Origin of the sequence: Rathayibacter rubneri (assembly GCF_023743255.1) — a bacterium.
GTDB classification, from domain to species: domain Bacteria; phylum Actinomycetota; class Actinomycetes; order Actinomycetales; family Microbacteriaceae; genus Rathayibacter; species Rathayibacter rubneri.
Map to the genome: position 1 here is coordinate 1 of NZ_JAMRYM010000058.1, position 23,835 is coordinate 23,835.

A 23,835-nucleotide genomic window follows, 5' to 3' on the forward strand; every position below is an offset into this window, starting at 1 on the left:
GCGCAGCGCCCCGACGGCGTCCCGGATCGGCACCGCGAGGGCGAACGGTGCGAGGCGCACCGCGGTGACGCGGCGGAGGCGGGCGGGCCGGGGCCGGTAGCCCTCGAGCGCATCGGCGAGCTCGCCGATCGCTCCCCTGCCCCGGGCCGCGCGCCACTGGCGCGACTGCGCCACCACGACCGGGCCACGCACCGTGTCGAGAAGGCGCGGAACGGCGGCGAGCGCGAGCGCAGCCAGGGCGAGGAGCACCGCGAGGGTGCGCCCCTGCAGCGGCCCGATCCCCGCGACGGCGCCGGCGACCAGCGCGCCGAGGACCGCGCCTGCGACGACCGAGACGGCGGCCAGTGCCGCGGAGGATCGCGGCGGCAGGCACTGCCCGGCGAGCCAGGCGACGGTGGCGAGGACGCCGAGTGCGGCACCGGCTGCCGCGGCGAGCGCCCAGGAGGACCCGGTCACGAGGGCGGCCAGGAGCGCGGCGGCGCTGCCCGCCAGGATGACGACGGCACCCGAGACGGCCACGGGCCTGCGGAGGACGAGGCGTCGGGGCAGATCGGTCGCGAGCAGCACGGCCGTGGTGTGCGGCTCCCCCACCGCGGGGCCGCGGACCCGGCCCAGCAGGACCGCGGCGGGCAGGAGCAGCGCCGCCGCGACTCCGACGACCAGGGACGGATCGAGGGAGGCGAGGGCCGGTCCGGGGTCGCCGAGCAGCAGCAGGAGGGCCCGCAGCACCGGCAGCACCACGACGAGGAGGGTCAGAGCCGCGAGGTAGCCGGCGTAGGCGCGGCCACCGTGATCCGCAGCGGAGCGGGAGCGGTGCAGCACGCGGACGGCGCGGATCCGGGACCCGCTCATCCGGCGCCCAGTTCGAGCACCCGCGTCGCCAGCCCCTCGGTCATGACCGGGCTGTGAGTCGCGAGGAGCACCGCACGCCCGCGCGCGGCCTCGCGGAGCACCTCCACGGCGAGCGGCACGCGGTCGACGTCGAGCCGCTGCTCCGGCTCGTCGAGCAGCAGCACCTCGCTCGGACGCGCGAGGACGAGGGCGAGCGAGAAGAGCTGGGTCTGACCCGAGGAGAGCTCGTGCGGGAAGCGGCGGGCGAGCGGAGAGAGTCCGAGGGCGTCGAGACCCCCGGACGCTTCGGCACGGGCGTCGTCCAGCGATGTGCCCCAGGAGAGGGCGACCATGGCCAGGTGCTCCTCGAGGGTGAGGTCCCGCTCGACGGGCGGAGTGCCGAGCAGGGCGGCGACCCGGCGGCGGTGCTCACTGGAGCGCTCGTCCACCGGAGCGCCCGCGACCTCGACGGTGCCGGCGGTGGGGGGGGTGAGCCCGGCGATCACGCGGAGCAGGGTGGTCTTGCCGCTGCCGTTGGGGCCGGTGACCGCGACGACCTCCCCGGACTCGACCTGCAGCGAGAGCGGCGCCAGCAGCTCGGCCTCGGCCGTCCGCACGGCGACGTCGCGCACGCGGACGAGCGGAGCGCCGAGTGCCGCGGGTGCGGAGCGGCGACGACGGGCGAGCAACGGCATGCCCTCATCCTGTCGGCGCCCCGCGGCCTCCGCATCCGCCGGTCAGCGGAGTCCACATCCGTCGGTCATCGCGCCGTAACACGGCGCGGCTATCGTCGCCGCGGGGCGCACCCGGCGACCCGGAACAGGATCACCGTGCCCGACACCACTCCCCTCGACCGAGGCGCACCGCCGAGCGCCGAGCTGCACATCCACATCGAGGGCACGATCGAGCCCGAGCACATCGTCGAGATGGCGCGCCGCAACCGAGTCGCTCTGCCGACCGAGGACATCGACGCCCTGCGCGCCCGCTACGCGTTCACGGACCTGGGCTCGTTCCTCGAGCTGCACTACTCGAACCTGACGGTGCTGAAGACCGAGCGCGACTTCTTCGAGCTCGCCACCGGCTACCTCGACCGCGCGAAGCTCGCCAACGTGCGCCGCGCCGAGATCTTCTTCGACCCCCAGACGCACCTGGGCAACGGAGTCGCGCTCGAGACGGTCATGGGCGGACTGACCCGCGCGCTGGGGGCGAGCCTGGAGACGCACGGAATCTCGACCGACCTCATCATGTGCTTCCTGCGCGACCTCGGCGCGGAGGCGGCCGACGAGATGCTGACGGCGATCCTCCCCTACCGCGAGCACATCATCGGGGTCGGGCTCGACTCGAACGAGGTCGGCTTCGGACCGGAGCTGTTCGTCGACGTCTACGCGCGCGCCGCGGCCGAGGGGCTGCGCCTCGTCGCGCACGCCGGCGAGGAGGGCGGCCCCGAGACGGTGGCGGCGACGCTCGAGCTGCTGAAGGTGGAGCGGATCGACCACGGCATCCGCGCGATGGAGGACCCGGCGGTCGTGGCGATGCTCCGCGTGCAGAAGGTGCCGGTCACCGTGTGCCCGCTGTCGAACGTCGCTCTGCGGGCGGTCGACACGATGAAGGACCACCCGCTGCCCGAGATGCTGCGGCAGGGCCTCGTCGCGACGGTCTCGAGCGACGACCCGCCCTACTTCGGCGGCTACGTCGACGCCAACTACCGAGCGCTCGTCGAGGAGCTCGGCATGGACGACGCGCAGCTCGAGCAGCTCGCGCTGAACTCGTTCGACGCCGCGTTCATCGGCACCGGGGACCGCGACCGCTGGAAGGCGGAGGTCCGGGCGCACTTCGGGCACTGAGGCCTTCGACGAGAGGCCGCTCCGGCATTCGCCGACGTCATCGGCGTACCGGAGCGGCGGCTCGCCGACGCTCGCCGGGCTAGGAGTGGTCCGCGACGTCCGGCTCGGCTCGAGCGACGTCGGCCGCCTCCTCCTCGGGGCGAGGGGCGACGGTCTCGTCGTCCTCGAGCTCGGGGATGCTGGACTCGTCGGGCGCGGGGACGCGGGGCGGGACGGAGTGCTCGTCGGGTGCGGTCACGGTGATCCTTCGTTCGGGTTCGGGTGGCGGACGGTCAGCTCGCGACCGCGACCGGCTCGGGGAAGAGCGCCTCGAGCAGGTTCGCGACCCAGTCGATGAGGGCCCGGTCGTTCAGCGGCACGCCGTCGACGACGGGCATCGGGACGACGACGGCGTTCGCCTGCTGGAGGTACTTGGCGCTCGGGTACATGCGGCGCAGCCGGACCTGGATCGAGTCGGCGAGGTGCGCCGGAGCGACCCGCACGTTCGAGCCCATCGCGACGACGTCGCTGAGCCCGGCCTTCTGGGCGCGCATCCGCAGGCGCGACACCAGGATGAGGTTCTCGACCGCCTCGGGCAGCTCGCCGTAGCGATCGGTGAGCTCCTCGACGACCAGCTCGACGCTGCCCTCCTTCGCGGTGGGCGAGGACGCGGCCGACAGCTTCTGGTACGCCTCCAGGCGCAGCCGCTCGCTGTCGACGTACTCCTCCGGGATGCGGGCATCGACGGGCAGCTCGAGCCGCAGCTCGGTCTGGCCCTCGGCGACGTCGCCGCGGAACGTGTCGACGGCCTCGCCGATCATCCGCAGGTAGAGGTCGAAGCCGACGCCCTGGATGTGACCGGACTGCTCGCCGCCGAGCAGGTTGCCGGCCCCGCGGATCTCGAGGTCCTTCAGCGCGATCTGCATGCCGCCACCGAGATCGGTGTTGGCCGCGAGCGTCTGCAGCCGGTCGTGCGCCGTCTCGCTGAGCGGCGTCGTCTCGTCGTAGAGGAGGTAGGCGTAGGCGCGCTCGCGTCCGCGGCCCACGCGTCCGCGCAGCTGGTGGAGCTGCGAGAGCCCGTACTTGTCCGCGCGGTCGACGATGAGGGTGTTGGCGTTGGGGATGTCGAGGCCGGTCTCGACGATGGTGGTCGAGACGAGCACGTCGAACTTGCGCTCCCAGAAGTCGACGATGATGCGCTCGAGCTGCGCCTCGCTCAGCTTGCCGTGGGCGACGGCGATGCGCGCCTCCGGCACCAGCTCGGCGAGCTGCGAGGCGACGCGGTTGATCGTCGACACGCGGTTGTGCACGAAGAACACCTGGCCCTCGCGCAGCAGCTCGCGGCGGATCGCGGCGCCGACCTGCTTCTCGGAGTACGGCCCGACGAAGGTGAGGATCGGGTGCCGCTCCTCGGGTGGGGTCGCCAGCGTCGACATCTCGCGGATGCCGGTCACCGCCATCTCGAGCGTGCGCGGGATGGGCGTCGCGCTCATCGAGAGGATGTCGACGTTCTTCTTCAGCGCCTTCAGCTTCTCCTTGTGCTCGACGCCGAAGCGCTGCTCCTCGTCGATCACGAGGAGGCCCAGGTCCTTGAAGGCGATGTTGTCCGAGAGCAGGCGGTGCGTGGCGATGACCATGTCGACGGTGCCGTCGGCGAGGCCGTCGATCGTCTCCTTCGACTCCTTCGCGCTCTGGAAGCGGCTCAGGGCGCGCAGGTGCACGGGGAAGCCGGCGAAGCGCTCCTGGAAGGTCTCGAGGTGCTGGCGCACGAGCAGCGTCGTCGGGACGAGCATCGCGACCTGCTTGCCGTCCTGGATCGCCTTGAACGCGGCGCGGACGGCGATCTCGGTCTTGCCGAAGCCGACGTCGCCCGAGAGCAGGCGGTCCATCGGGATCGGCCGCTCCATGTCGGCCTTCACCTCGTCGATGACGGTCAGCTGATCGGGCGTCTCGGCGAAGGGGAACGCCTCCTCGAGCTCGCGCTGCCAGGGGGTGTCCGGCGGGAAGGCGTGGCCGGGCGACGCCATGCGGGCGGAGTAGAGCTTCACGAGCTCCACCGCGATGTCGCGGACCGCGCGGCGCGCCTTGCTCTTGGCCTGCGCCCAGTCGCTGCCGCCCATCTTGCTCAGCGCGGGCGCCTCCCCGCCGACGTAGCGCGAGAGGAGGTCGAGCTGGTCGGTGGGCACCAGGAGCTTGTCGCCCGGGAAGCCGCGCTTGCTCGGCGCGTACTCGAGCACGAGGTACTCGCGCTTGGTCTTCACGGCATTGCGCCCGCCGCTGGAGACCTCGCGCTGCGAGAGCTCGACGAAGCGGCCGATGCCGTGCGTGGCGTGCACGACGTGATCGCCGGGGGTGAGCTGCAGCGGATCGACGACGTTCTTGCGCCGCGACGCGAGCTTCTTGACGGCGCGCGAGTCGTAGCCGACGGTGCGCCCGTAGAACTCGGTGTCGGTGAGCAGCGCGAGCTTCGCCTCGGGCACCTCGAAGCCGTGGTCGACGGACGCCTGCAGCACGTAGGCCAGCCCCGGCTCGACACGGTCAGGCAGGTCGGCCACGATGCGCGCGGCGAGCTCGTGCTCGGCGAGGACCTGATCGGTGCGCTCGACGGTGCCGGTGCCGGGCGCGGTGAGGACCACGGTCCAGCCGTCGGCGAGGCGCGAGCGGACGTGTGCGAGCGCGCCCTCGACGTTCGCCCCGAACCCCGGGACGGGCTCGCCCTCGACGCGGACGGCGAGGATCTCGTCGATCCCGAGGTCCTCGGGGAGCACCTCCGCCTCGCCCGCGGCCGGGCCCTGGCGGAAGGTGCTCATGGTCCACCACGGGTGGTCCGGGGCGGGGGCGCCGGGGGCGCTGAACTTGACGGAGTCGCGCAGGGCGCCGAGCGAGATGAACTCGCCCGAGGCGAGGTCGATCGGCGCCTCGGCTCCGGCCGTGGCGGCGCTCCACGCGGCCTGCAGGAACTCGCGGTTGGTCTCGGCGAGGCTGATGGCGCGCGTGGCGACGCGCTCGGGGGCGAGGACGGCGACCGCCGCTCCCTCGGGGAGGTAGTGCGAGATCGGCACGAGGCGCTCGAGCAGCGCCGGCGCGAGCGACTCCATGCCCTCGACCGGGATGCCCTCGGCGATCTTCGCCAGCATCCCCGACAGGCTCGGGAACTCGTGCAGCATCTCGCGGGCGCGCTGGCGGACGGCCGGCACGAGCAGCAGCTCGCGGCTGGGCGGCATCACGACCGAGTCGGACTCACCGGGGAGGGAGCGCTGATCGGCGACCGAGAAGGCGCGGATCGAGTCGACCTCGTCGCCGAAGAAGTCGACACGGCTGGGGTGCTCGGCGACCGCCGGGAAGACGTCGAGGATGCCCCCGCGGACCGCGAACTCGCCGCGGCGGGTGACCATGTCCACGCGCGCGTAAGCGAGGTCGACCAGCTCGGCGGCGATGCGGCCGAGGTCGTAGCCGCGACCGCCCTTCTCGAGGCGGATGGGGGCGATGTCGGCGAGGTTGTCGGCGACGGGCTGCAGGGCGGCGCGCACGGAGGCGACGACGACCAGCGGCTTCTCGGCGCTCCAGGTCTTCATGCGGCGGAGGGCGTCGAGGCGGCGCCCGACGATCTCGGCGCTCGGGCTCAGCCGCTCGTGCGGCAGCGTCTCCCACGCGGGGAACTCGACGACGTCGGCGCCGGGCAGCATGCAGCTGAGCGAGGCGCGGACGTTCTCGGAGTCGCGGCCGGTGGCGGTGACGACGAGGGCGGCCTGGGGGCGGCCCGCCTCGGCTCGGCGCTCGAGCAGGCCCGCGAGCAGGGGCACACGGAGTCCGTCGGTCAGGGAGAAGTCGGCATCGCGCACCGCGTACGCCAGTGCGTCGTCGAACGTGGAGGCGCGCGAAAGCGCCGAGATGATCTCGTTGAGTGGCACTGTGCGAGTTTACCGCCGACCTCCGACACGGAGCCGGCGACGGGGACGGCGAGACGCAGGAGGGCCGCGAGCGGCTCCCTCGCGCCACCGCTGGTCGAGCAGCCCCGCGGGGCGTCTCGAGACCCGCGCTTCCCAGCGGTCCGGCGGACGGGGATCTCGAGACGCCCGCACTTTGCTGGTCGAGTAGCCCCGCAGGGGCGTATCGAGACCCCGCGCTCCCCAGCAGTCCGGCGGACGGGGATCCCGATACGCCCGCTGCGCGGGCTACTCGATCAGCAAGGAGGAAGTGCCGCACTCCACGGTGCGGGCTGCTCGATCAGCCGGAGGGAGCGCCGCTCGATCAGTCGGAGGCGGGGCTAGGCGCTCGTGTGGAACTTGAGCTGGGCGGCGGCGAGGCCGGAGTCGGCGATCAGCTCGACGGCGTCGGCGGCGTCCTGAATCAGGATCGGCAGGGTCTCGCGCTCGGGGCCGGCGAAGTCCTTGAGGACGAAATCGGCGGCGGGCTGGCGCCCGGGCGGGCGGCCGATGCCCACGCGCACCCGGAGGAAGTCGGCTCCGTCGGTCGCGGCGAGGATGTCGCGGATGCCGTTGTGCCCCCCGTGACCGCCGCCCTGCTTCAGGCGCAGGGTGTCGAACGGGATGTCGAGCTCGTCGTGCACCACGATGAGGCGCTCGGGGGCGAGCGAGTAGAAGTCGAGCAGCTGCGAGGTCGGGCCGCCCGAGAGGTTCATGAAGCTGTTCGGCTTGCCGAGCACGAGCTTCGGGCCGCCGGGGCGAAGGAAGCCCTCGGCCACCGTCGCGTTCGCGCGCGTGTGCCGCCGGAACGAGCCGCCGATCCGCGTCGCGAGCTCGTCGAGCACCATCTGGCCCACGTTGTGCCGGTTGCGCGCGTACTGCGCGCCCGGGTTGCCGAGCCCGACGACGAGCCAGGTGTCGCCCATGGTGGTCCTCTTCTCGTGCCGATGGGGGCATGCCCCCCGGATGCGGAACGGGCCCGCTCGCTCTCGCGGCGGGCCCGTCCGGTGGTGCGGGTGGGGAGACTACTCGGCGGTCTCGGTGACGACGTCGCCCGAGGCGGGGGTCTCGTCGTCCTCGCCCAGGTCCTGCTCGACCTCGGCGGTGACGTTGACGACCAGCACGTCGGCCTCGGTGACGAGGGTCGCACCGTCGGGCAGCACGACGTCGCCGGCGGCGATCTGGGTGCCGGCCTCGAGGCCCTCGACCGAGATGACGATGTTCTGCGGGATCTTGGTCGCGTCGACCTCGAGCGAGAGGGTGTTGGCGTCGATCGACACGAGGGTGCCGGGAGCGGCCTCGCCCTCGACGTGCACGGGGATGTCGACCGAGACCTTCTCGCCGAGCTGGATGACCACGAGGTCGATGTGCTCGATGATCTGGCGCACCGGGTCGCGCTGGATGTCCTTGACCAGGGTGGTCTGGGGGGTGCCGTCGATGTCGAGCTCGAGGATCGCGTTCGCCTTGCGGGTCAGCAGCAGGACCTGGTGGCCCGGCAGCGTGACGTGCTGGGGCTCGGTGCCGTGGCCGTAGAGGACCGCGGGGATCTTGTCCTGGGCGCGGATCTTGCGCGCCGCTCCCTTGCCGAACGAGGTGCGGAGCTCCGCGACGACCTTGTTGGTGAGTTCAGCCATGATGTTCTCCTTGGGCGGCGCGCACGCCACCGGATCGGGTCGTGGCCGGGGCCACGGACGGGGTTTCGACTCGAACGCATGTCAGCGTGAGGAAAAGTCCGCGGCGCCCCTCTCGGGGCCTCGCCTGCTTCCACCGCGTCGATCACGGATGCGTGGTGCATCCCTCGCCGAAGTTCAGCTGCCCACCTTACCGGCCGTTCCGCTCCTCCGCCACCCGCGGAGCCCTGCCGGGATTCTCAAGCAGGTCTGTCAAGCCAGCGGGGGTGGTCTGGCTCGCCTGTTCTTCCTTCTCTCCCAGGGTTTCTTGCCTGGAAGGCACGTAGTGCCGAGCAGGGTCGGAGGCGGGAGCGCAACCCGGAGGGCGGCGGAGGAGAGGTTGTCGACGCGATGTGAGGGAGCGCAGCGACCGCGTGCCGAGAACCTCGGAGGAGCCGGCCGCGCAGCGGCTTGCGTGGACGCTGCAGGCCCGTACGCTGCCGAAGGCTTCCAGGCAAAGAATGCGCACAGCGCTCAGCACCGCCGCCGGTCGGAGGTCGGCGTCCGCTCGGGTCCGTGAACCGCGACGGTCATCGCGGCAGAACCCTTCGCCGCAGCGAGTCGACATCGCCGGGAATGATCACGCGCTCAACCCGGTTGTCGAGATACCCCCTGGGGGTATACCGTCCGGGGAAGTCGGTTCAGGCCGGAAGGAGTCACGATGGTCGAGCAAGAGGGTCATTCCTGCGGGCACGGTGAGCATCACGGTGCGATGTCGATGCCGTCGCAGTCCGAGCACGACGGTCGCACGATGGCTAGTGATCACGGTTCGTCTCACGATCAGCCCGTGAGTACCGCTCCGGACGGTCACGCCGGTCACCCGGTCAGCAGCGAGCACGGGGACCCTGCCGGTCACCCGGGCCACGGCGAGCACAACAGCCACGCGGGCCACGACCACAGCGGGCATGCCGGTCACGGGGATCACGTGGGCCAGTTCCGGCGTCTGTTCTGGATCATGCTGGTGTTCGCGGTGCCGGTGGTCGCGTTCAGTGGCATGTTCTCGATGATCTTGGGCTACTCCCTCCCTGACGTTCCGGGCGTTGAGTGGATCTCGCCCATCCTCGGGACGGTGATGTACGTGTGGGGCGGTCGACCGTTCCTGCAAGGGGCGGTGTCGGAGCTGCGCTCCAAGACGCCGGGGATGATGCTGCTGATCGCGTTGGCGATCACGGTCGCGTTCATCGCGTCCTGGGGTGCTAGCGCGAGGCTGCTGGATCACGAGCTCGATTTCTGGTGGGAGCTCGCGCTGCTGATCGTGATCATGCTGCTCGGGCACTGGATCGAGATGCGCTCCCTCGCGCAGACGTCCTCCGCGCTGGACTCTCTCGCGGCACTGCTGCCGGATGAGGCGGAACGAGTGCGCGACGGCGAGGTGGAGAAGGTGTCTCCCGCGGACCTGGTGCAGGGCGACGTCGTGATCGTGCGTCCCGGCGGCCGAGTGCCGGCGGACGGCCGGGTGACCGAGGGCACCGCGGACGTGGACGAATCGATGATCACCGGGGAGTCCCGCGCTGTCAGCCGTGGTCCGGGATCGATGGTCGTGGCGGGCACGGTCGCCACGGACACCGCGCTGCGAGTCGAGGTGACAGCGGTCGGCGACGACACTGCTCTCGCCGGAATCCAGCGCCTGGTCACCGAAGCGCAGAACTCGTCCTCCCGCGCGCAGCGCATCGCGGACGTCGCGGCGGCCTGGCTGTTCTGGTTCGCGTTGGGGTCCGGGGTGATCACCGCGATCGTGTGGTCGCTGCTGGGCAGCCCGGACGATGCGGTGATCCGCACGATCACCGTTCTGGTGATCGCGTGCCCGCACGCGCTGGGCCTGGCGATCCCGCTGGTGGTGTCCATCGCGACCGAGCGCGCCGCGAAGGGCGGCGTCCTGGTCAAGGACCGTCTCGCGTTGGAGAGCATGCGCACCGTCGACACGGTCCTGTTCGACAAGACGGGCACCCTCACCAAGGGCGAGCCGATCCTCTCGGCAGTGCACGTCTCCGGGGATCTGTCGGAGGAGCAGCTGCTCGCGATCGCCGCGGCGGTCGAGGCGGACAGCGAGCATCCCCTCGCTCGCGCTATCGTCACCGCCGCTGCGTCGCGGGGTGTCACGGTGGCGAAGACGACCGGCTTCGAGGCTTCGACAGCGGTCGGTGTCACAGCGAGCGTCGAGGGCGTGAAGGTGAGCGTGGGCGGTCCGTCGATGCTCCGCGCGCACGACGCGGTGCCGCTCGAGCAGACGCGGGCGTGGGAGGCGGAAGGGATGATCATCCTGCACGTGCTCCGTGACGGCCGGGTCATCGGGGCTCTCGGGCTCGCGGATGAGGTGCGGGAGGAGTCTCGGCAGGCGGTCGACGCGCTGCACGCGATCGGCGTGCAGGTGGTCATGATCACCGGTGACGCCGAAGCCGTCGCCCGCACCGTCGGGGACGAGCTCGGCATCGACCGGGTGTTCGCCGGCGTGAAGCCCGAGGACAAGGCCGCGAAGGTCATCGAGCTGCAGAAGGAGGGTCGCCGCGTCGCGATGGTCGGGGACGGCGTCAACGACGCGCCCGCTCTCGCGCAGGCCGATGTCGGTATCGCGATCGGTGCCGGCACGGACGTCGCGATCGCGTCCGCCGGGGTGATCCTCGCGTCGGATGATCCCCGGTCGGTGCTGTCCGTGATCGAGCTGGCCCGGGCGAGCTTCCGGAAGATGAAGCAGAACCTGTGGTGGGCGGCCGGCTACAACCTGCTCTCCGTCCCGCTGGCCGCGGGAGTGCTCGCCCCGATCGGGTTCGTGCTGCCCATGTCGGTGGGTGCGCTGCTGATGTCCGCGTCCACGGTCGTCGTCGCCGTGAACGCGCAACTGCTGCGCCGCCTGGACCTGTCCCCGCAGGCCAGCACCCGCGCCGCGCGCGAGCGCGGCAGCAGCCCGGCCCCTCACGAGGAGGGCCGCAGCACCGTCCAGGTGCGTCCGTAGTCGCCGCTGGCGACCACTCCGCGCTCGTCGGCGGCAAGAACCCACATTCCTTCGCCGTCGACGAGCGCGAACGCCTCTGAGTCCAGCGGTGTGGTGCGCGGCTCAGCCGGGACCGACGCCCAGATCGCTCATGAAGTTCTCCGGATCCGTGGGGCTCGCGTCGACGCGTGTCTCGAAGTGGAGGTGACAGCCGGAGGATGCTCCGGTGGAGCCCACGAGCGCGGTGAGGTCGCCGGCGGCGACCGTGTCGTCCACGTTCACGAGCAGGTCGCTGTTGTGCGCGTACCCGGTTCGGATGCCGTCGCTGCTCTCCAGCAGGATCCAGTTGCCGTAGCTTCCGGCGTAGTCGGCCTCCTCGACGGTGCCGCCGGTCGCTGCGACCACGGGTGTTCCGCAGGGGGCGGCGAGGTCGGTGCCCTTGTGGACCGCGCTCACTCCCGAGAACGGAGCATTCGGGCGAGGACCGGAGGTGCTCGACATGCGCCCCGCGACCGGCACCCGCCAGGCGGCTGCCGCGACACCGCTGTCCTCGATGGACACAGCGGAGTCTTCTGATGCGTCGTCCACGAGTTCCGTGGCGACGGCGGCGGTCACCAGCACCTCGGGTTCGGCTTCCGCGCCGAACGCGTCCCGGGTGACGGTGAGCTGCACCGCGCCGGCCGCGACGAACGTCTGCGGCTGCACCTCACTGACGGCCGACGTCGCGGTCGTGGTCGGGGTGCCCTCCACGGCGAACGCGGGCATGGAGGAGGTCACCGCGATCATCGTGACGAGGGTCATCGCGGACATCCCGGCCAGGCGCGGCCGCATCGTGGCTGTGCCCGGCGGGACCGATCGCGGGCGGGCCGCGGCGCGGGCGGCCTGCCGCAACGCGTGAGCGTCCGCCCGCGACGGCGCCGTGTACGTCTCGCGGCCGCCGCGCGTCAGCGCAGCCTGCCGCGGGGACATCTCGCGGGTGCGGGTCCGTGTGCGGTGCAGGTCCCGGCGGCGCGGGTCACTCGTCGACGCGGCGTTCACCGGCCAGCTGCCGACCGAAGCGGACGGGGTGAAGAAGGGTGTGGTGCATGGGAACATTTCTGGTTCGAGCGCCCTCGATGGGCGCGAAGAAGGAGAGGGGTGGGGATCGCCAGGTACGGCGACCCCCGCCGGGGCGCGGCGGTAGCGCGCGCCCGGACGCGACGCAGCAGCGCTGCGCCGGCCCAGGAGGAGGGGAAGGAGATGGGGCGTCAGAGAGGGCGGGTCAGCGGGACGCGAGGAGGTCCTGCATGGTCGCGATCTCCTCCGTCTGCGTCTGCACGATGGTGTTCGCCATCTCGATCGCGTCCGTGTTCTGGCCTTCATCGACCTCGGTCTGCGCCATCTCCACAGCACCCTCGTGGTGCATCATCATCTGCTCGAGGAACAGCTTCTCCGCCTCAGGGCCGGTCGCGTTCTCCAGCGCGGACATGTCCTCGTCGGACATCATCCCGTCCATGCTGTGATCCATGCCCGACATCGAGTCCTCAGCACTCCATGCGGTGATCCACTCCTCGAGCTGAGAGATCTCCGGGCCCTGAGCTTCCTTGATCTGCGTCGCGAGGCCGGTCACGTCCGTGCTGATGCCGTCCTTCGCGAGGATCATGTCGGCCATCTCCACCGCCTGCTCGTGGTGGGGCTTCATCATCTGCGCGAACATCACGTCCTGATCGTCGAAGTCCGCCGCCGCCGCAGCAGTCGAAGACGGGGAAGCCGATGCGGACGAGGAGGAGCTGCTGTCGCCCATCCCCTCCATGCCGCTCATCCCGGAGGAGCTGTCCGAGCAGGCGGACAGAGTGATCGCGATCGCCAGAGCAAGAGGCGAGGCGAGCAGAGTGCGCTTGGTGTTCATGAGTCGTCGTATCCATTCAGTAGGTTGCAGAGATCGCCGGAACCGCGCCCTGCGGGCGCAGCGATGAGGTCGCAGCGGACGCTGCGACGGCAGGGCGGATCAGGTGCGACTGATCGACAACACCGTCAACGACGGCAGATACACGTGGAACTTCGCGCGCGGCACCAGGCGCAGCAGGCGCGGACCGGCGTCCAGCACGCGCGCGAACATCGCCGGAACCCGGGCCAGGAGGATCAGGGACGCGAGGAAGAAGACGATGACGCAGGTCGCGGCCATCAGAGCGCACCCCATCGCGCAACTGTCATCGCACGGCACCATCGGCACGACCGCGCCGTGCTCGGCGCCGGCCGCGAGTGCCATTCCGCCGGTCAAGGCGGCCACCGTGTCGGCGTGACCGGACTCCGCGTGCGTGTGTCCCGCAGACAGGGAGGCGTCGGAGTGGCTGCCCATCGTGGAGTGCATCGCGAACACGCCCAGCAGCAGAGCCGCCAACGTCAGGACCACGACAACCGCGCGCGTCAGCGGCGTGGACAGTTCGGAAACGACGCTGTCGCTCATGATCCAGACCTCCGAAACCGCACACCACTCCTCCGCGGGCATCAAAGAGGACAACCGGGCATACCCCCCTAGAGTATGCAGAATGCAGCCGGAGCGGCTGGAAACCCCCTCCACACCCGTCCCGACCCAGACCGGCAGCGGACGAGCTGCATCGGCACCCAGGGGACGAGGACGCCGTGACCGAGCAGACGACCGAGCACGACGACAGCGCCGGAACCCACGGTTACATCTCGGACGAGGACCAGTACCTCCGCCGACTGCGCCGCATCGAGGGACAGGCCGCGGACCGCAGAACATGGTCGAGGACGAGCCCCACCTGACCAGGTGGCCCGGATCCTCAGCAGTACGGCCGCAGGCACCGTTCTCTGGCGGTCTGCGTGCTCGTTCGCCTCGGTCTGCGCGGGGATGGAGAGCAGCGCGCTGCCTCGGGCCTTCACGCGACGGAGCGCGCAACGGATCGTCGCTCTCGCTGAAGCCGCCCGCCGCGCGGATGCTCTCCCAGCGATCTTCTCGCCTCGTTGAACGTCCGCGACTGCTGTGTCGTGTCCTCGGTGGGACCACCTCGGCCCCCGCACTACAGGAGGCATCATGCTCAAGCGAATCGCGACCACTGTGACGACTGCGGCGTTCGCCGCCGTCCTTCTCGCCGGATGCTCGACGGCCGCCGGCTCGGCCGCCTTGTCGGAAGCGCCGGCCGACAGCCCCTCCGCCACCGCGATGGCCTCCGCCACCGCGACCGCCTCCGCTGAGACGGCGGCTCTCACGACGGCGTCCTCGCCGCTGGGCGAGATCATCACGGACGAGGCCGGCTACACCGTCTACACGTTCACGAAGGACACGCAGAACTCGGGCAGCAGCAGCTGCTACGACGAGTGCGCCACGACCTGGCCGGCCGTGTCGGCGTCCAGCACGACCGCCGCGGACGGGATCACCGGAGAGGTCGGCTCGATCACGCGCACCGACGGGACGACCCAGCTGACCGTCGACGGATGGCCGGTCTACCGGTTCGCGAAGGACACCGCGCCGGGCCAGGTCAACGGGCAGGGTGTCAAGGACGCCTGGTACGTCCTGCTCCCTGACGGCACGATGAACAAGGAAGCCGCGGCCATGAGCACCGCCACCCCGGCGTCCTGATGCGACGGCGACCCGTCCCCGCGCAGCGAAGCGCATCGCCCGGACGGGTCGCCGGTTCTCGACAGGCAAGGACGGAAGGGATGACCGGCAGTGATCGCAGCAACCGTGATGAGGGAGCGCGCCGTGGCGCTCCGAGGCGGTGAGCGTTGTGCCCCGCCCCGTCGATGAGCTCCTGGCGGTGCTGTACGAGAGTCACGGCCCGGCGTTGCGGCGCTTCGTGCAGAACCTCACTCGGAACGCGGCGCTGACGGAGGACGTCGTGCAGGAGACGATGGTCCGGGCCTGGCAGCGCCCGCAGGTCCTCGAACGCGACGCCGACGCCGCTCGCGCGTGGCTGTTCACCGTCGCCCGCAACCTCGTCATCGACGACGCCCGCTCCGCTCGGAGCCGACGGGAAGTCCCGGCGAAGGACGAGGACGGCGGCGGCGCCGTCCCCGATCGCACCGACGCGGTCCTGGACAGCATCCTCGTCGCCGACGCTCTCGCATCGCTGTCGGTGGAGCATCGTCAGATCGTGGTGGACGCGTACTTCCTCGGACACACCGTCCCCGAGATCGCCCGCCGGCACTCCATCCCCGAGGGAACAGCGAAATCTCGATTGCACTACGGACTGCGCGGACTGCGACTGGCTCTGCAGGAAAGGGGCGTCACCCGATGAACGACCACCACGGAAGCTCTGCGACGGAGGACGAGTACCGCGACTGGGACGCGTCCTACGTCCTCGGCGCTCTCCCCGCGGATCAGCGACTCGAGTACGAGCAGCACCTCAGCGGCTGCGCGGCGTGCCGCGCGGCCGTGGCAGAGCTGGCAGGACTGCCCGGCATCGTCGGTCGCCTCTCCGTCGAGGACGCTCTCGCCATCAGCGCATCGGACGACGGCGACGACGCGCCGCCCTCCCTGGTGACGCTGCCCGCCATCGCTCACCGTGTCCGGACGCGCCGACGTCGGCGCCGGCTGGTGACGTCCCTCGCCGTCGCGGCCGCCGTCACCGCCTCCGTCTTCGGAGGCGTCGCTCTCGGCACGGGCATCGCGGGCGCTCCCGTGGCGAGCGAGGCGACCCTCGAACCGATGGACCCGATCGCGGCCGATCCCGCTCTCGCTGCGGACATCCAGGTCGAGGGGAAGCCGTGGGGCACCCGGCTGGAGTGGAGCTGCACCTACAGTGGTGATGCGCCCGCCGACGCGGAGTACGAACTCGTGATCACCCGCACAGACGGCAGCACGATCACCGTCGCCACCTGGACGGCGGCCGGGCAGCGCGCCGTCGACCTGGCGGCATCCACGGGCATCGCCCGGTCGGAGATCACCGGCGTCGACATCAGGGTCCGCGGCACGAACACCCCCCTCGTCCGCACCGACACCTGAGACACCATCCACCCTCAGAAGACGCCGACACTGCCCGCTGTGCCGCGGACACCGGACAGGAGCAGACCATGAGCACCGAAGCCACGCCGCTGCACATCACCCGCGAGGGCCCGAGACGCTTCATCGGCCGCAACGCGCGAGGAGCCGAGGTCCGCATCGGCGGGTCGGACGCCGACGGCGTGTTCTCGCCCGGCGAGCTGCTGCACCTCGCCCTCGCCGCCTGCGGCATGCTCTCCTCGGACCACCTCCTCGCCAGCCGGCTCGGAGCCGACTTCGAAGCGACCACCGACATCACCGCGACCAAGCCCGAGAACGAGGACCGCTACGACTCGATCACCGCCGTGATCCGCGCCGACCTCTCGGCGCTCGATCCCGAGCGGATCGCCTCACTGTCCGAGCGCACCCACCGGGCGGTCGACCGCCAGTGCACCGTCGGCCACACGCTCGAGCACGGCGCGGCGTACACCGTCGACGTCGTGGACGACCAGGCCGTTCCCGTCAGCGGTCCGAGGACGGGGACCGTCTGAGATCAGCGCCTCATCGGTCGCGACGACCGGTGCCGACCGAGCCGCGGACGTCTGCCTTCATGCCGTCAGTCTGCGACTCGCCGACCGGACCCGAGACGATTCGCGAGGCGGAGCGCGTTCACGGAGCGGAGGTGCTGGCCGGCGCGGTGACGTCCGTTGGCCGGTGAGGGGTGCGGTGCCGCGAGGACGGGGACTACACGGGGATCGTCGTGCAGGGTCAGGTAGCGCATGACCCCGTCGAGCGCCACGGTCCCGTAGGTGACGACGGCTTCGAGCGCGGGCAGCAGCTCCAGCAGCTCACCGAGCGCGAGCCGGCCCTGCTCGATGTCCACGGGGCGGACGCGGCCAGCGATCTCCCACGGGATGAGGTTCCATCGGAGGTAGTGGTCGCGGGAGAGTCCGGACTCGATGCGGGCCGCCCGGAACGCGGCGGCGGTGGGCCCGAGGTTGTCTTCACTGCAGACGGCAGCGGATCCCGCGGCGATCGTCCGAGGGCCGGGTGACTGCATCAGCACCAGGACGCGACTGGCGGTGCCGCCGGAGCGGGGATCGAAGCCCGGAACGAAGCGTCCGGTCGCGTCCGCGGTACTCCGCCACGTCTCGGCGAGGGCGTTCAGGGTTCGGACATCCACGATGGTCGTCGATCCCGGTCAGGCCGGTCGCGGTGGTGCGAGCAGGGTGCCGCGGATCACGGAACCGTGGAAGGTGCGGGCGGCGACGAGGATCCACGCGGCAACCAGGCCGACGTAGTAGAGCACGGCGAGGCCGGCGACGACCGTGAGACCGGAGTGCAGGGCGAGGCCGTTCAGTCCGGTGACGCAGGTGCCGACGGGGAACGTGAACGACCACCATGTCAGACTGAACGGCAGGTGCTCCTTCGCGGTGCGGAGGGTGATCGCGAGGGCGATGACGGTCCAGAGCAGTGCGAAGCCGAGCATCGCGAAGCCGTACACCAGAGCCACGACCAGCAGCGCACGCGCCGTGCCGGCGTCCACGACGGTGGGCGCGTTCGAGGCGAGCAGATTCACAGCGGTGATCGACTGTCCGACCGGACCGAGGACGATCCACAGCGTCGGCACCATCCCCGCCGCTCCGACCTTGTGCTGCGCGAGCCGGTTCCAGATCAGGGTGATCACCACCAGCGACGCGATAAGGCTGAGGCCGAAGAAGCCGTAGCAGGACCACAGGAGCGTCTCCCGCGCTTGCCCGGCGGGCGCGTACGGCAGCAGCAATGCGCCGGTGGAAGCGGACACCATCGGTGGAACGATCGGCATCAGCCAGCCGCCGAACGCCGAATCGGGCTTGTTCTCGTGCCGGGTGAACGCGAGGTAGGGCACCAGGACCGCCGTCGCCAGCCCGCCGAGAGTCCCCGCACCCCAGAGCACCCAGTCGATGGTGACAGCGGTGGGCAGGCCGATCCAGTCCTTGCCGAGGAGGAGGGTTCCCGCGCCGACGGTGAGAAACGCCATGGGCGGCGCGCCGTAGAAGTGCGAGAGCACCGGATTCAGGTGGTGCCTCGCCGCTGTACCGCGGTACCGGACCCAGTGCAGCCCGGTCGCGACCGTCAGCGCGACGAGCAGCAGCGCGGCGATCGCCCAGACGACGGTGGCCCCGGTCCGCAGTCCGGGGAACTGGAGTGGCAGGGACGCGGCGGCGACCGCGACGATGCCGGTGCCCATGATCGACGCGAACCAGTTCGGCGTCAGGTTCGACACGATCAGTCCCGGATGCTCCAACTCCCGGAACAAGCGCCTCGACCGCGGAGGATGCCCGATCGAGGAGGATGCGCGGGCGGGCGAGAAAGTTGTCATGACTCCAGCCTGAGCATCGCCGTCACCAGCCGATACAGCGATCGTGTTGGCGGGGCACAATGAGTGCTTGTGGCGACGCGGCGATTGACGGACCGGATCCTGGATCTCGACACGCTGGAGGTGCTCGAACGCATCGCCGAGGCGGGCTCGCTCTCCCGCGCCGCCGAAGACCTCGGCGTCACCCAGCAGGCCGTCTCGGCGCGTCTACGGGTCGCGGAGCGCGCCATCGGGCAGCCGCTCGTGCGCCGCTCTCCGACCGGGTCCCTGATGACCGACGCGGGTCGGCTCGTGCTCGAGCTGGCCGGCCCGGTCCTCGAGGCGTCCCGCCGCCTCGAGGCGGGCGCGGCAGCACTGCGACAGCCGACCGGCTCACTGGTTCTCGCGGCGTCGCAGACGATCGCCGAACTGCTGCTCCCACGCTGGCTCCTCGAATTCCGACAGCGCACACCCGAGGTGAGTGTGCAGCTGATCGCCGGCAATTCAGCCACGGTCACAGAGCTCGTGCGATCCGGTGCGGCGCAGCTCGGATTCGTCGAGACTCCAGCGTCCACGGCCCCGCTCTCCTCTCACGTGGTGACGGAGGACGAACTCGCTGTCGTCGTAGCACCGGACCACCCCTGGGCACGCGCGGCGAGTATCAGCGCCGAGGACTTGGCCGGGACCGCACTGCTGACACGAGAGGAAGGCTCCGGCACCCGGACGACCCTCGAAGCATGGCTCCACGACGCCGGGCTCGCACTCACGACTCCGGCCGCGATCCTTGAGACGACGGCGATCATCCGAGCGAACGCCCGCGCCGGCATCGCGCCCGCAGTCATGAGCATCCTCACCGTCGAAACAGATCTCGCCGCGCGCTCGCTGGTGCGAGTGCCCCTCCGCGGACCAGCACTCGTGCGACCTCTCCGCGCCATCTGGTCCGATCGCCTCGGGTCGTCCGCGGCGGCGTTCCTGGAGATCGCGCACGAGATGCGCTGACCGGTGCAGGGCTCGTCGCAACGCCGATCACGCCAGCGGCCGTGTCTGCTCGAGCTACAGCGATCTGGTCAATCTGCACGCGGCGGCACGGACGTCAGTTCGCGGTGATGGCGAAGAGCCCGCCGATGCCGACGGTGTAGAGCGCGAGCACGATCAACGAGTCGATTCCCATTCCGGCGATGCGGCGGGTGGGTCGGAAGATCAGTCCGACGATGTAGACGAGGGTGAGCAGGGCGGCGAGAGCGGTGAGGTAGATGTCGGACGAGTTCGCCTGCGGGAGGACTGCGGTGCCGGAGAGGACGGTGGCGACGAGGAACAGGACGGGGAGGAAGGCGTTGCCGCCGAAGATGTCGCTGATGGCGAGGTTGTCGTCGCCCTGCTTGATGGCTTGCAGCCCGGTCGAGATCTCGGGGAGGGAGGTGGCGAGAGCGAGCACGGTGGCTCCGAACAGCACCCCTGAGAGACCGAGCTGCGAGGATGCCGCGTCACCGGCGCGCTCGAGCACGACACCGGCGAGGAGGGTCGCCGCGGCGGAGATTGTGAACACGATGGTCGCCTTGCGTGTGCTCATCGGGTGCGTCTTCTTCTTCGAGGGGGATGCTGTCGCGTCGGGCGCCCGCCCGTCCTCGTGCCAGGGGAGGTGCTTGCCGGAGCGTTGCACGAGCAGCAGCCCCACGACCCAGAGGCCGGCGATGAGGACGACGTCCGGGGTCAGGCGCAGCACTTCCAGTCCGGAGGGCAGCTGACTGCCGGCGATGACGACGGCGAGCACCGCGACGACCACGAGCCCCTCGAGCACGAGTGTGAGGGACGCGGCACGGTAGGTGAGCGGCTTCGCACCCTTTCCGCGCTTGCCGAACAGGTCGAGGACGACGAGGACCACGGTCTGCAGTGCGATGCCGCCGAGGATGTTGCCGACCGCGACGTCCAGGTTCCCGGAGAGCGCGGCGGACACGGTGATCGCGATCTCCGGCAGGTTCGTCGCGACGGCGAGAACGATCAGACCGCCCAGCGCACTCCCCAGGTGCAGACGCGCGTCCAGAACGTCCGTGGCCTTCGACAACTGGATGCCGGCGATCCACACCACTGCGGCGGCGGCGAGAAAGATGACGACGAGAACAACGAAGGGCAGACCATCCACGCAGTGAGTGAACCGCGCCGACGACGATTCGAGACCCCCTTGCGCCTGAGCTGCTTCTCACCGTCTCGCGCGTGGTGGTCTCCGTGGTGATCGGTTCGACCGCGTGCCATCCTCGACGACACCCTGATCGTCGGGTCGAGCGTGATCCCGCCGTTCGTTCCCGAGGCGCGCTTGGTCAGTAGCAGCCGATTCGGGTACGCCGCAGCGTCCGCGCGTGTACGCGCGGGCAGCTGGCGGGGACCAGACCCGGGAGGAAGGTACCGGTGCCGCCCGCAGTGCCTCTGCGACACTCCGCTGGCTCCAGCGGACGGCGACCTGACTGCAGGTGCGGGCGGGGCGGCGCGGGGTGCACACTGAAATCGACGCAGTGCGTTCCGGCGGTGGGGCTCGCCGGACCCGACCTCGACGACGTCGACAACAGTCCCTCTCTCTGTCAGTGGTGTGCGCGGAGACAGGAGCAGCTGTGATCCGTACGGCGTCACTGTTCTCCGTCCGAGCGCACGAGGATCGGAAAGGTGCGCGTGATGGCTGAGGACGCGATCGTGGTCGGGGTGCAGGCGGATCAGCCGGAAGCGGTGGTTCAGGAAGCGCTGCGCTTCGCCGTGCGTTTCGGGGGGCGGTTGGAGTTCGTGCAGGTGGACACGGGCCGGTACGTCATCGATGGGCAGTTCGGGGAGGATCCGCTGGTCGAGCGGTCGATGCCGTTGGATTCGGATGCCGCCGACAGCAGCGAGGATCCGTTCGATCCTGCGATCCTCGAGCGGCTTGACCGGATCGTCGGTGACCGTGTCCCGTGGCAGACGCATCAGATGGCCGGTGACGTTGCACACGCTCTGGCGACGCTCGCGGACCGTGTCGATGCGGTCGTGATCATTGTCGGCACGAAGGAGCCGTCTCTGCGTCGCACCGTGCAGGAGGTCTTCTCCGGCGCCGTCGGCGCCCGTCTCGCTCACCGTCAGCACCGGCCGGTCCTCATGATCCCCCTCTCCCCGGTCGATGATTCGGAGCCGCTGCCCTGGTCCTGACCGAGGTGCGGGCGTAGGCTGACGGCAGTGGTGATGGATCCCGCCCGAGCGTGAGCTCGAACTGCCGCCGAGGCTGATGGTTCCTACCTTCTCGATCAGAGACCAGGTAGGTGACCCATGCCCGCGCATCCCCCGCTCGTCCTCGTGCGCCACGGTGAGAGCACCGGCAACGCCGACGGTCTCTTCTGCGGCGTCCTCGACGTCCCCCTCACCGACCTCGGACGTGACGAAGCGCGACAGGCCGCGACGCTACTGAGGGACGCATCGATCGACCCCGATCTGATCCTCACGTCGACCCTGCAACGCTCCACCGAATCGGCCCGGATCATCGCCGGCGCCCTTCCAGGGCGGCCGCGGATCGTCGCGGCCCAGTGGCGGCTGAACGAGCGCAACTACGGAGCACTCACCGGCCTGTCGAAAAGCGCCGTCAGAGCCCAGTACGGGGCCGACGCCTTCCTGGAGTGGCGCCGGTCGATGGACGTCCGCCCGCCTGCTCTGTCCGCGGCCGCCTTCGCGCAGCTGCACAGGTCCGCGGCGTTCCGTGGGCAGCCGGCCGAGGCGATGACGGAGACGGAGTCGTTGCGCGACGTCGTCCACCGTCTGCAGCCGCTCCTCGAGGAGCGCATCCTGCCCGCCCTCGAGGAGGGCGAGACGGTGCTCATCGTCGGGCACGGCAACTCCCTGCGCGCGCTGCGCGCCCTTCTCGAGGACCTCGGCGATGCCGCGGTCCGCGATCTGAACATCCCGACCGGTCAGCCGTACCTGTACGACACCGGGCCGTCCGGGACACCGATCTCGAGGAGCGGACGCTACCTCGACCCCGCAAGAGCCGACCGGGCGGCGATCACGCTCGCCCACGAAGGAGGAACCTGATGAACGCCTACATCAGCCACACCCGCACCAGCATCCACGGATCGGGCGAGTACGTCACCCACCCCGCCGGACACCCGCTGGTCATCACCGACGTCGCCGCACGGCAGATCCTCGACTCCCGCGGCTTCCCGACCGTCGCCGTCACCCTGCGTCTGGACGACGACACCGTCCTGGACGCCTCCGCCCCCGCGGGCGCCTCGACCGGCGCGTTCGAAGCGGTCGAGCTGCGCGACGGCGGCCCCGCGTTCGGCGGACGCGGAGTCCGCTCCGCTGTCGCGGCCGTCGACGGCGAGATCCGCGCCCTCCTGCTCGAGCACTCCTGGACCTCGCTTCGCGAGATCGACGAAGCGCTGCGAGCACTGGATGGAACCGCGAACCTCGCCCGCCTCGGCGCGAACTCCGTCGTCGCCGTCTCCATCGCGGCCGCCCGCGCCTTCGCAGCGCGCACCGGCCTGCCCCTGCACCGGTGGATCGCCGATCACACCGGGGCGACCGCCTCCCTGCCCGTCCCGCACTTCAACGTCATCAACGGCGGCGCGCACGCCGCGAACGGCCTCGACTTCCAAGAGTTCATGATCGCCCCCGTCTCCGCCGGCACCGAGGAGGAGGCCGTGCAGATCGGCGCCGAGATCTATCACGCCCTCGCCGCCCGCGTCCGCACCGCCTACGGCACCGCCGGGCTCGGCGACGAGGGCGGCTTCGCGCCCCCCATCGACCGGCCCGAAGACGCCCTGGACCTCCTCGTCGCAGCGATCACCGACGCCGGATACCAGCCCGGCACCGGTGACATCGCGATCGCGATGGATCCCGCCGCGAACGGCTTCTTCCACGGCGACGGCCACTACACCGTCGCCGGCACCGACCTCGACCGCGACGCACTCGCCCGCTACTACGAGAAGCTGATCGCCGACTACCCGATCCGCAGCATCGAGGACGGCTTCGCCGAGGACGACCACGAGGGCTGGGCCCTCCTCGCCCACACCATCAGCGACCGGGTGCAGCTCGTGGGAGATGACCTCTACGTCACCGACGCCGACCGCATCCGCGACGGAGCCCGCAACGGCTACTCCAACGCCGCACTCATCAAGCCCAACCAGATCGGCACCATCACCGGCACCCTCGACGCGATCGCGGCCGCCCACGACGCCGGCATGCGCTGCATGGTCTCCCACCGCTCCGGCGAAACCCTCGACACCTTCATCGCCGACCTCTCGGTGGGAACCGGAGTCGGGCAGATCAAATCCGGCGCCCCCGCGCGCGGCGAGAGGGTCGCGAAGTACAACCGCCTCGTCGACATCGAACACCTCGACCCCACGCTGCACTACGGCCTCACCCACTGACCCGCCCCTCCCGAAAGGC

At 70.7% G+C, this 23,835-nt stretch carries 22 protein-coding genes, 1 pseudogene and 1 riboswitch; of the genes and pseudogenes, 11 read left to right on the forward strand and 12 right to left on the reverse strand.

The features are described from left to right. Positions 1-852, reverse strand: a pseudogene (locus tag NB037_RS12805) (hypothetical protein); the annotation flags it as partial. Beyond that, positions 849-1,526: an ABC transporter ATP-binding protein gene (locus NB037_RS12810; RefSeq protein ID WP_251946326.1), complete on the reverse strand. Its 678-nt coding sequence runs from the start codon at positions 1,524-1,526 to the stop codon at positions 849-851. The gene NB037_RS12810 and the pseudogene NB037_RS12805, both read right to left, overlap by 4 nt. Before the next feature lie 135 nt (positions 1,527-1,661). On the opposite strand from NB037_RS12810, the gene NB037_RS12815 reads away from it, so the two are divergent. Continuing rightward, positions 1,662-2,675 (forward strand): adenosine deaminase, encoded by a 1,014-nt coding sequence (locus tag NB037_RS12815; RefSeq protein WP_251946328.1) that lies wholly within the window; start codon positions 1,662-1,664, stop codon positions 2,673-2,675. Between the two features lie 79 nt (positions 2,676-2,754). On the opposite strand, the gene NB037_RS12820 is transcribed toward NB037_RS12815, so the two are convergent. The 4 genes from NB037_RS12820 to NB037_RS12835 form a co-directional block, all read right to left on the reverse strand. Then, positions 2,755-2,913: a hypothetical protein gene (locus NB037_RS12820; RefSeq protein WP_251946329.1), complete on the reverse strand. Its 159-nt coding sequence runs from the start codon at positions 2,911-2,913 to the stop codon at positions 2,755-2,757. 34 nt (positions 2,914-2,947) lie between these two features. Continuing rightward, entirely contained in the window at positions 2,948-6,565 is a 3,618-nt protein-coding gene (gene mfd, locus NB037_RS12825) for a transcription-repair coupling factor (RefSeq protein ID WP_251946331.1), read from the reverse strand. Between the two features lie 356 nt (positions 6,566-6,921). After that, positions 6,922-7,506, reverse strand: coding sequence for an aminoacyl-tRNA hydrolase (gene pth, locus NB037_RS12830; RefSeq protein ID WP_251946333.1), 585 nt, complete (start codon positions 7,504-7,506; stop codon positions 6,922-6,924). A 99-nt stretch (positions 7,507-7,605) separates the two neighbouring features. Then, positions 7,606-8,214 carry a 50S ribosomal protein L25/general stress protein Ctc gene (locus NB037_RS12835; protein WP_251946335.1) on the reverse strand — a complete coding sequence of 203 codons (609 nt, stop codon included), beginning with the start codon at positions 8,212-8,214 and terminating at the stop codon, positions 7,606-7,608. 787 nt (positions 8,215-9,001) lie between these two features. Here NB037_RS12835 and NB037_RS12840 point away from each other — a divergent pair. Then, positions 9,002-11,200 (forward strand): heavy metal translocating P-type ATPase, encoded by a 2,199-nt coding sequence (locus tag NB037_RS12840; protein WP_251946336.1) that lies wholly within the window; start codon positions 9,002-9,004, stop codon positions 11,198-11,200. Between the two features lie 102 nt (positions 11,201-11,302). On the opposite strand, the gene NB037_RS12845 is transcribed toward NB037_RS12840, so the two are convergent. The 3 genes from NB037_RS12845 to NB037_RS12855 form a co-directional block, all read right to left on the reverse strand. Further along, entirely contained in the window at positions 11,303-11,980 is a 678-nt protein-coding gene (locus tag NB037_RS12845; protein WP_251946338.1) for a M23 family metallopeptidase, read from the reverse strand. 460 nt (positions 11,981-12,440) lie between these two features. Further along, the gene (locus NB037_RS12850; protein ID WP_251946340.1) at positions 12,441-12,980 is read right to left on the reverse strand and encodes a DUF305 domain-containing protein; all 540 of its coding nucleotides are present in this window, start codon (positions 12,978-12,980) and stop codon (positions 12,441-12,443) included. 186 nt (positions 12,981-13,166) lie between these two features. Beyond that, positions 13,167-13,625: a hypothetical protein gene (locus NB037_RS12855; protein ID WP_251946341.1), complete on the reverse strand. Its 459-nt coding sequence runs from the start codon at positions 13,623-13,625 to the stop codon at positions 13,167-13,169. Between the two features lie 176 nt (positions 13,626-13,801). Here NB037_RS12855 and NB037_RS12860 point away from each other — a divergent pair, with 176 nt between their 5' ends. The 5 genes from NB037_RS12860 (at position 13,802) to NB037_RS12880 (ending at position 16,651) form a co-directional block, all read left to right on the forward strand. Continuing rightward, positions 13,802-13,945 carry a hypothetical protein gene (locus tag NB037_RS12860; protein WP_251946343.1) on the forward strand — a complete coding sequence of 48 codons (144 nt, stop codon included), beginning with the start codon at positions 13,802-13,804 and terminating at the stop codon, positions 13,943-13,945. Positions 13,946-14,213: 268 nt separating this feature from the next. Next, entirely contained in the window at positions 14,214-14,759 is a 546-nt protein-coding gene (locus tag NB037_RS12865) for a COG4315 family predicted lipoprotein (RefSeq protein ID WP_251946345.1), read from the forward strand. Between the two features lie 148 nt (positions 14,760-14,907). Continuing rightward, positions 14,908-15,417: a sigma-70 family RNA polymerase sigma factor gene (locus NB037_RS12870; protein WP_251946347.1), complete on the forward strand. Its 510-nt coding sequence runs from the start codon at positions 14,908-14,910 to the stop codon at positions 15,415-15,417. Beyond that, a complete protein-coding gene (locus tag NB037_RS12875) occupies positions 15,414-16,124 on the forward strand; it encodes an anti-sigma factor family protein (protein ID WP_251946349.1) in 711 nt (236 codons plus the stop codon). The genes NB037_RS12870 and NB037_RS12875 overlap by 4 nt, the downstream gene beginning before the upstream one ends. A 68-nt stretch (positions 16,125-16,192) precedes the next feature. Next, positions 16,193-16,651, forward strand: a complete 459-nt coding sequence (locus NB037_RS12880; RefSeq protein WP_251946351.1) for an OsmC family protein — start codon at positions 16,193-16,195, stop codon at positions 16,649-16,651. 65 nt (positions 16,652-16,716) lie between these two features. On the opposite strand, the gene NB037_RS12885 is transcribed toward NB037_RS12880, so the two are convergent. Beyond that, positions 16,717-17,283, reverse strand: coding sequence for a uracil-DNA glycosylase family protein (locus NB037_RS12885; protein WP_251946353.1), 567 nt, complete (start codon positions 17,281-17,283; stop codon positions 16,717-16,719). An 18-nt stretch (positions 17,284-17,301) separates the two neighbouring features. Then, positions 17,302-18,366 carry a TDT family transporter gene (locus NB037_RS12890; RefSeq protein ID WP_251946355.1) on the reverse strand — a complete coding sequence of 355 codons (1,065 nt, stop codon included), beginning with the start codon at positions 18,364-18,366 and terminating at the stop codon, positions 17,302-17,304. 180 nt (positions 18,367-18,546) lie between these two features. Here NB037_RS12890 and NB037_RS12895 point away from each other — a divergent pair, with 180 nt between their 5' ends. Further along, positions 18,547-19,437: a LysR family transcriptional regulator gene (locus NB037_RS12895; RefSeq protein ID WP_251946357.1), complete on the forward strand. Its 891-nt coding sequence runs from the start codon at positions 18,547-18,549 to the stop codon at positions 19,435-19,437. Positions 19,438-19,531: 94 nt separating this feature from the next. On the opposite strand, the gene NB037_RS12900 is transcribed toward NB037_RS12895, so the two are convergent. Continuing rightward, positions 19,532-20,578, reverse strand: a complete 1,047-nt coding sequence (locus NB037_RS12900; protein WP_251946359.1) for a sodium:calcium antiporter — start codon at positions 20,576-20,578, stop codon at positions 19,532-19,534. Positions 20,579-21,102: 524 nt separating this feature from the next. On the opposite strand from NB037_RS12900, the gene NB037_RS12905 reads away from it, so the two are divergent. From NB037_RS12905 to eno, 3 genes are all read left to right on the forward strand, one after another. Next, positions 21,103-21,603, forward strand: a complete 501-nt coding sequence (locus NB037_RS12905) for a universal stress protein (RefSeq protein WP_251946361.1) — start codon at positions 21,103-21,105, stop codon at positions 21,601-21,603. A 20-nt stretch (positions 21,604-21,623) separates the two neighbouring features. Beyond that, positions 21,624-21,696, forward strand: a riboswitch (Fluoride riboswitch). A 24-nt stretch (positions 21,697-21,720) separates the two neighbouring features. Then, complete coding sequence (locus tag NB037_RS12910) at positions 21,721-22,476, forward strand: 2,3-bisphosphoglycerate-dependent phosphoglycerate mutase (protein ID WP_251946363.1); 756 nt, start codon at positions 21,721-21,723, stop codon at positions 22,474-22,476. Continuing rightward, positions 22,476-23,816, forward strand: coding sequence for a phosphopyruvate hydratase (gene eno, locus NB037_RS12915; RefSeq protein ID WP_251946365.1), 1,341 nt, complete (start codon positions 22,476-22,478; stop codon positions 23,814-23,816). Before NB037_RS12910 ends, eno begins: the two co-directional genes overlap by 1 nt. Positions 23,817-23,835 lie beyond the last annotated feature (19 nt).

What these genes read in the sequence shown, in the direction of transcription:
- NB037_RS12810 (WP_251946326.1), bottom strand. Translation starts at nt 1,526, where the DNA reads ATGCCGTTGCTCGCCCGTCGTCGCCGCTCCGCACCCGCGGCACTCGGC.
- pth (WP_251946333.1), bottom strand. Translation starts at nt 7,506, where the DNA reads ATGGGCGACACCTGGCTCGTCGTCGGGCTCGGCAACCCGGGCGCGCAG.
- NB037_RS12835 (WP_251946335.1), bottom strand. Translation starts at nt 8,214, where the DNA reads ATGGCTGAACTCACCAACAAGGTCGTCGCGGAGCTCCGCACCTCGTTC.
- NB037_RS12840 (WP_251946336.1), top strand. Translation starts at nt 9,002, where the DNA reads ATGGCTAGTGATCACGGTTCGTCTCACGATCAGCCCGTGAGTACCGCT.
- NB037_RS12845 (WP_251946338.1), bottom strand. Translation starts at nt 11,980, where the DNA reads ATGACCCTCGTCACGATGATCGCGGTGACCTCCTCCATGCCCGCGTTC.
- NB037_RS12850 (WP_251946340.1), bottom strand. Translation starts at nt 12,980, where the DNA reads ATGAGCGGCATGGAGGGGATGGGCGACAGCAGCTCCTCCTCGTCCGCA.
- NB037_RS12855 (WP_251946341.1), bottom strand. Translation starts at nt 13,625, where the DNA reads ATGAGCGACAGCGTCGTTTCCGAACTGTCCACGCCGCTGACGCGCGCG.
- NB037_RS12865 (WP_251946345.1), top strand. Translation starts at nt 14,214, where the DNA reads ATGCTCAAGCGAATCGCGACCACTGTGACGACTGCGGCGTTCGCCGCC.
- NB037_RS12875 (WP_251946349.1), top strand. Translation starts at nt 15,414, where the DNA reads ATGAACGACCACCACGGAAGCTCTGCGACGGAGGACGAGTACCGCGAC.
- NB037_RS12880 (WP_251946351.1), top strand. Translation starts at nt 16,193, where the DNA reads ATGAGCACCGAAGCCACGCCGCTGCACATCACCCGCGAGGGCCCGAGA.
- NB037_RS12905 (WP_251946361.1), top strand. Translation starts at nt 21,103, where the DNA reads ATGGCTGAGGACGCGATCGTGGTCGGGGTGCAGGCGGATCAGCCGGAA.
- NB037_RS12910 (WP_251946363.1), top strand. Translation starts at nt 21,721, where the DNA reads ATGCCCGCGCATCCCCCGCTCGTCCTCGTGCGCCACGGTGAGAGCACC.
- eno (WP_251946365.1), top strand. Translation starts at nt 22,476, where the DNA reads ATGAACGCCTACATCAGCCACACCCGCACCAGCATCCACGGATCGGGC.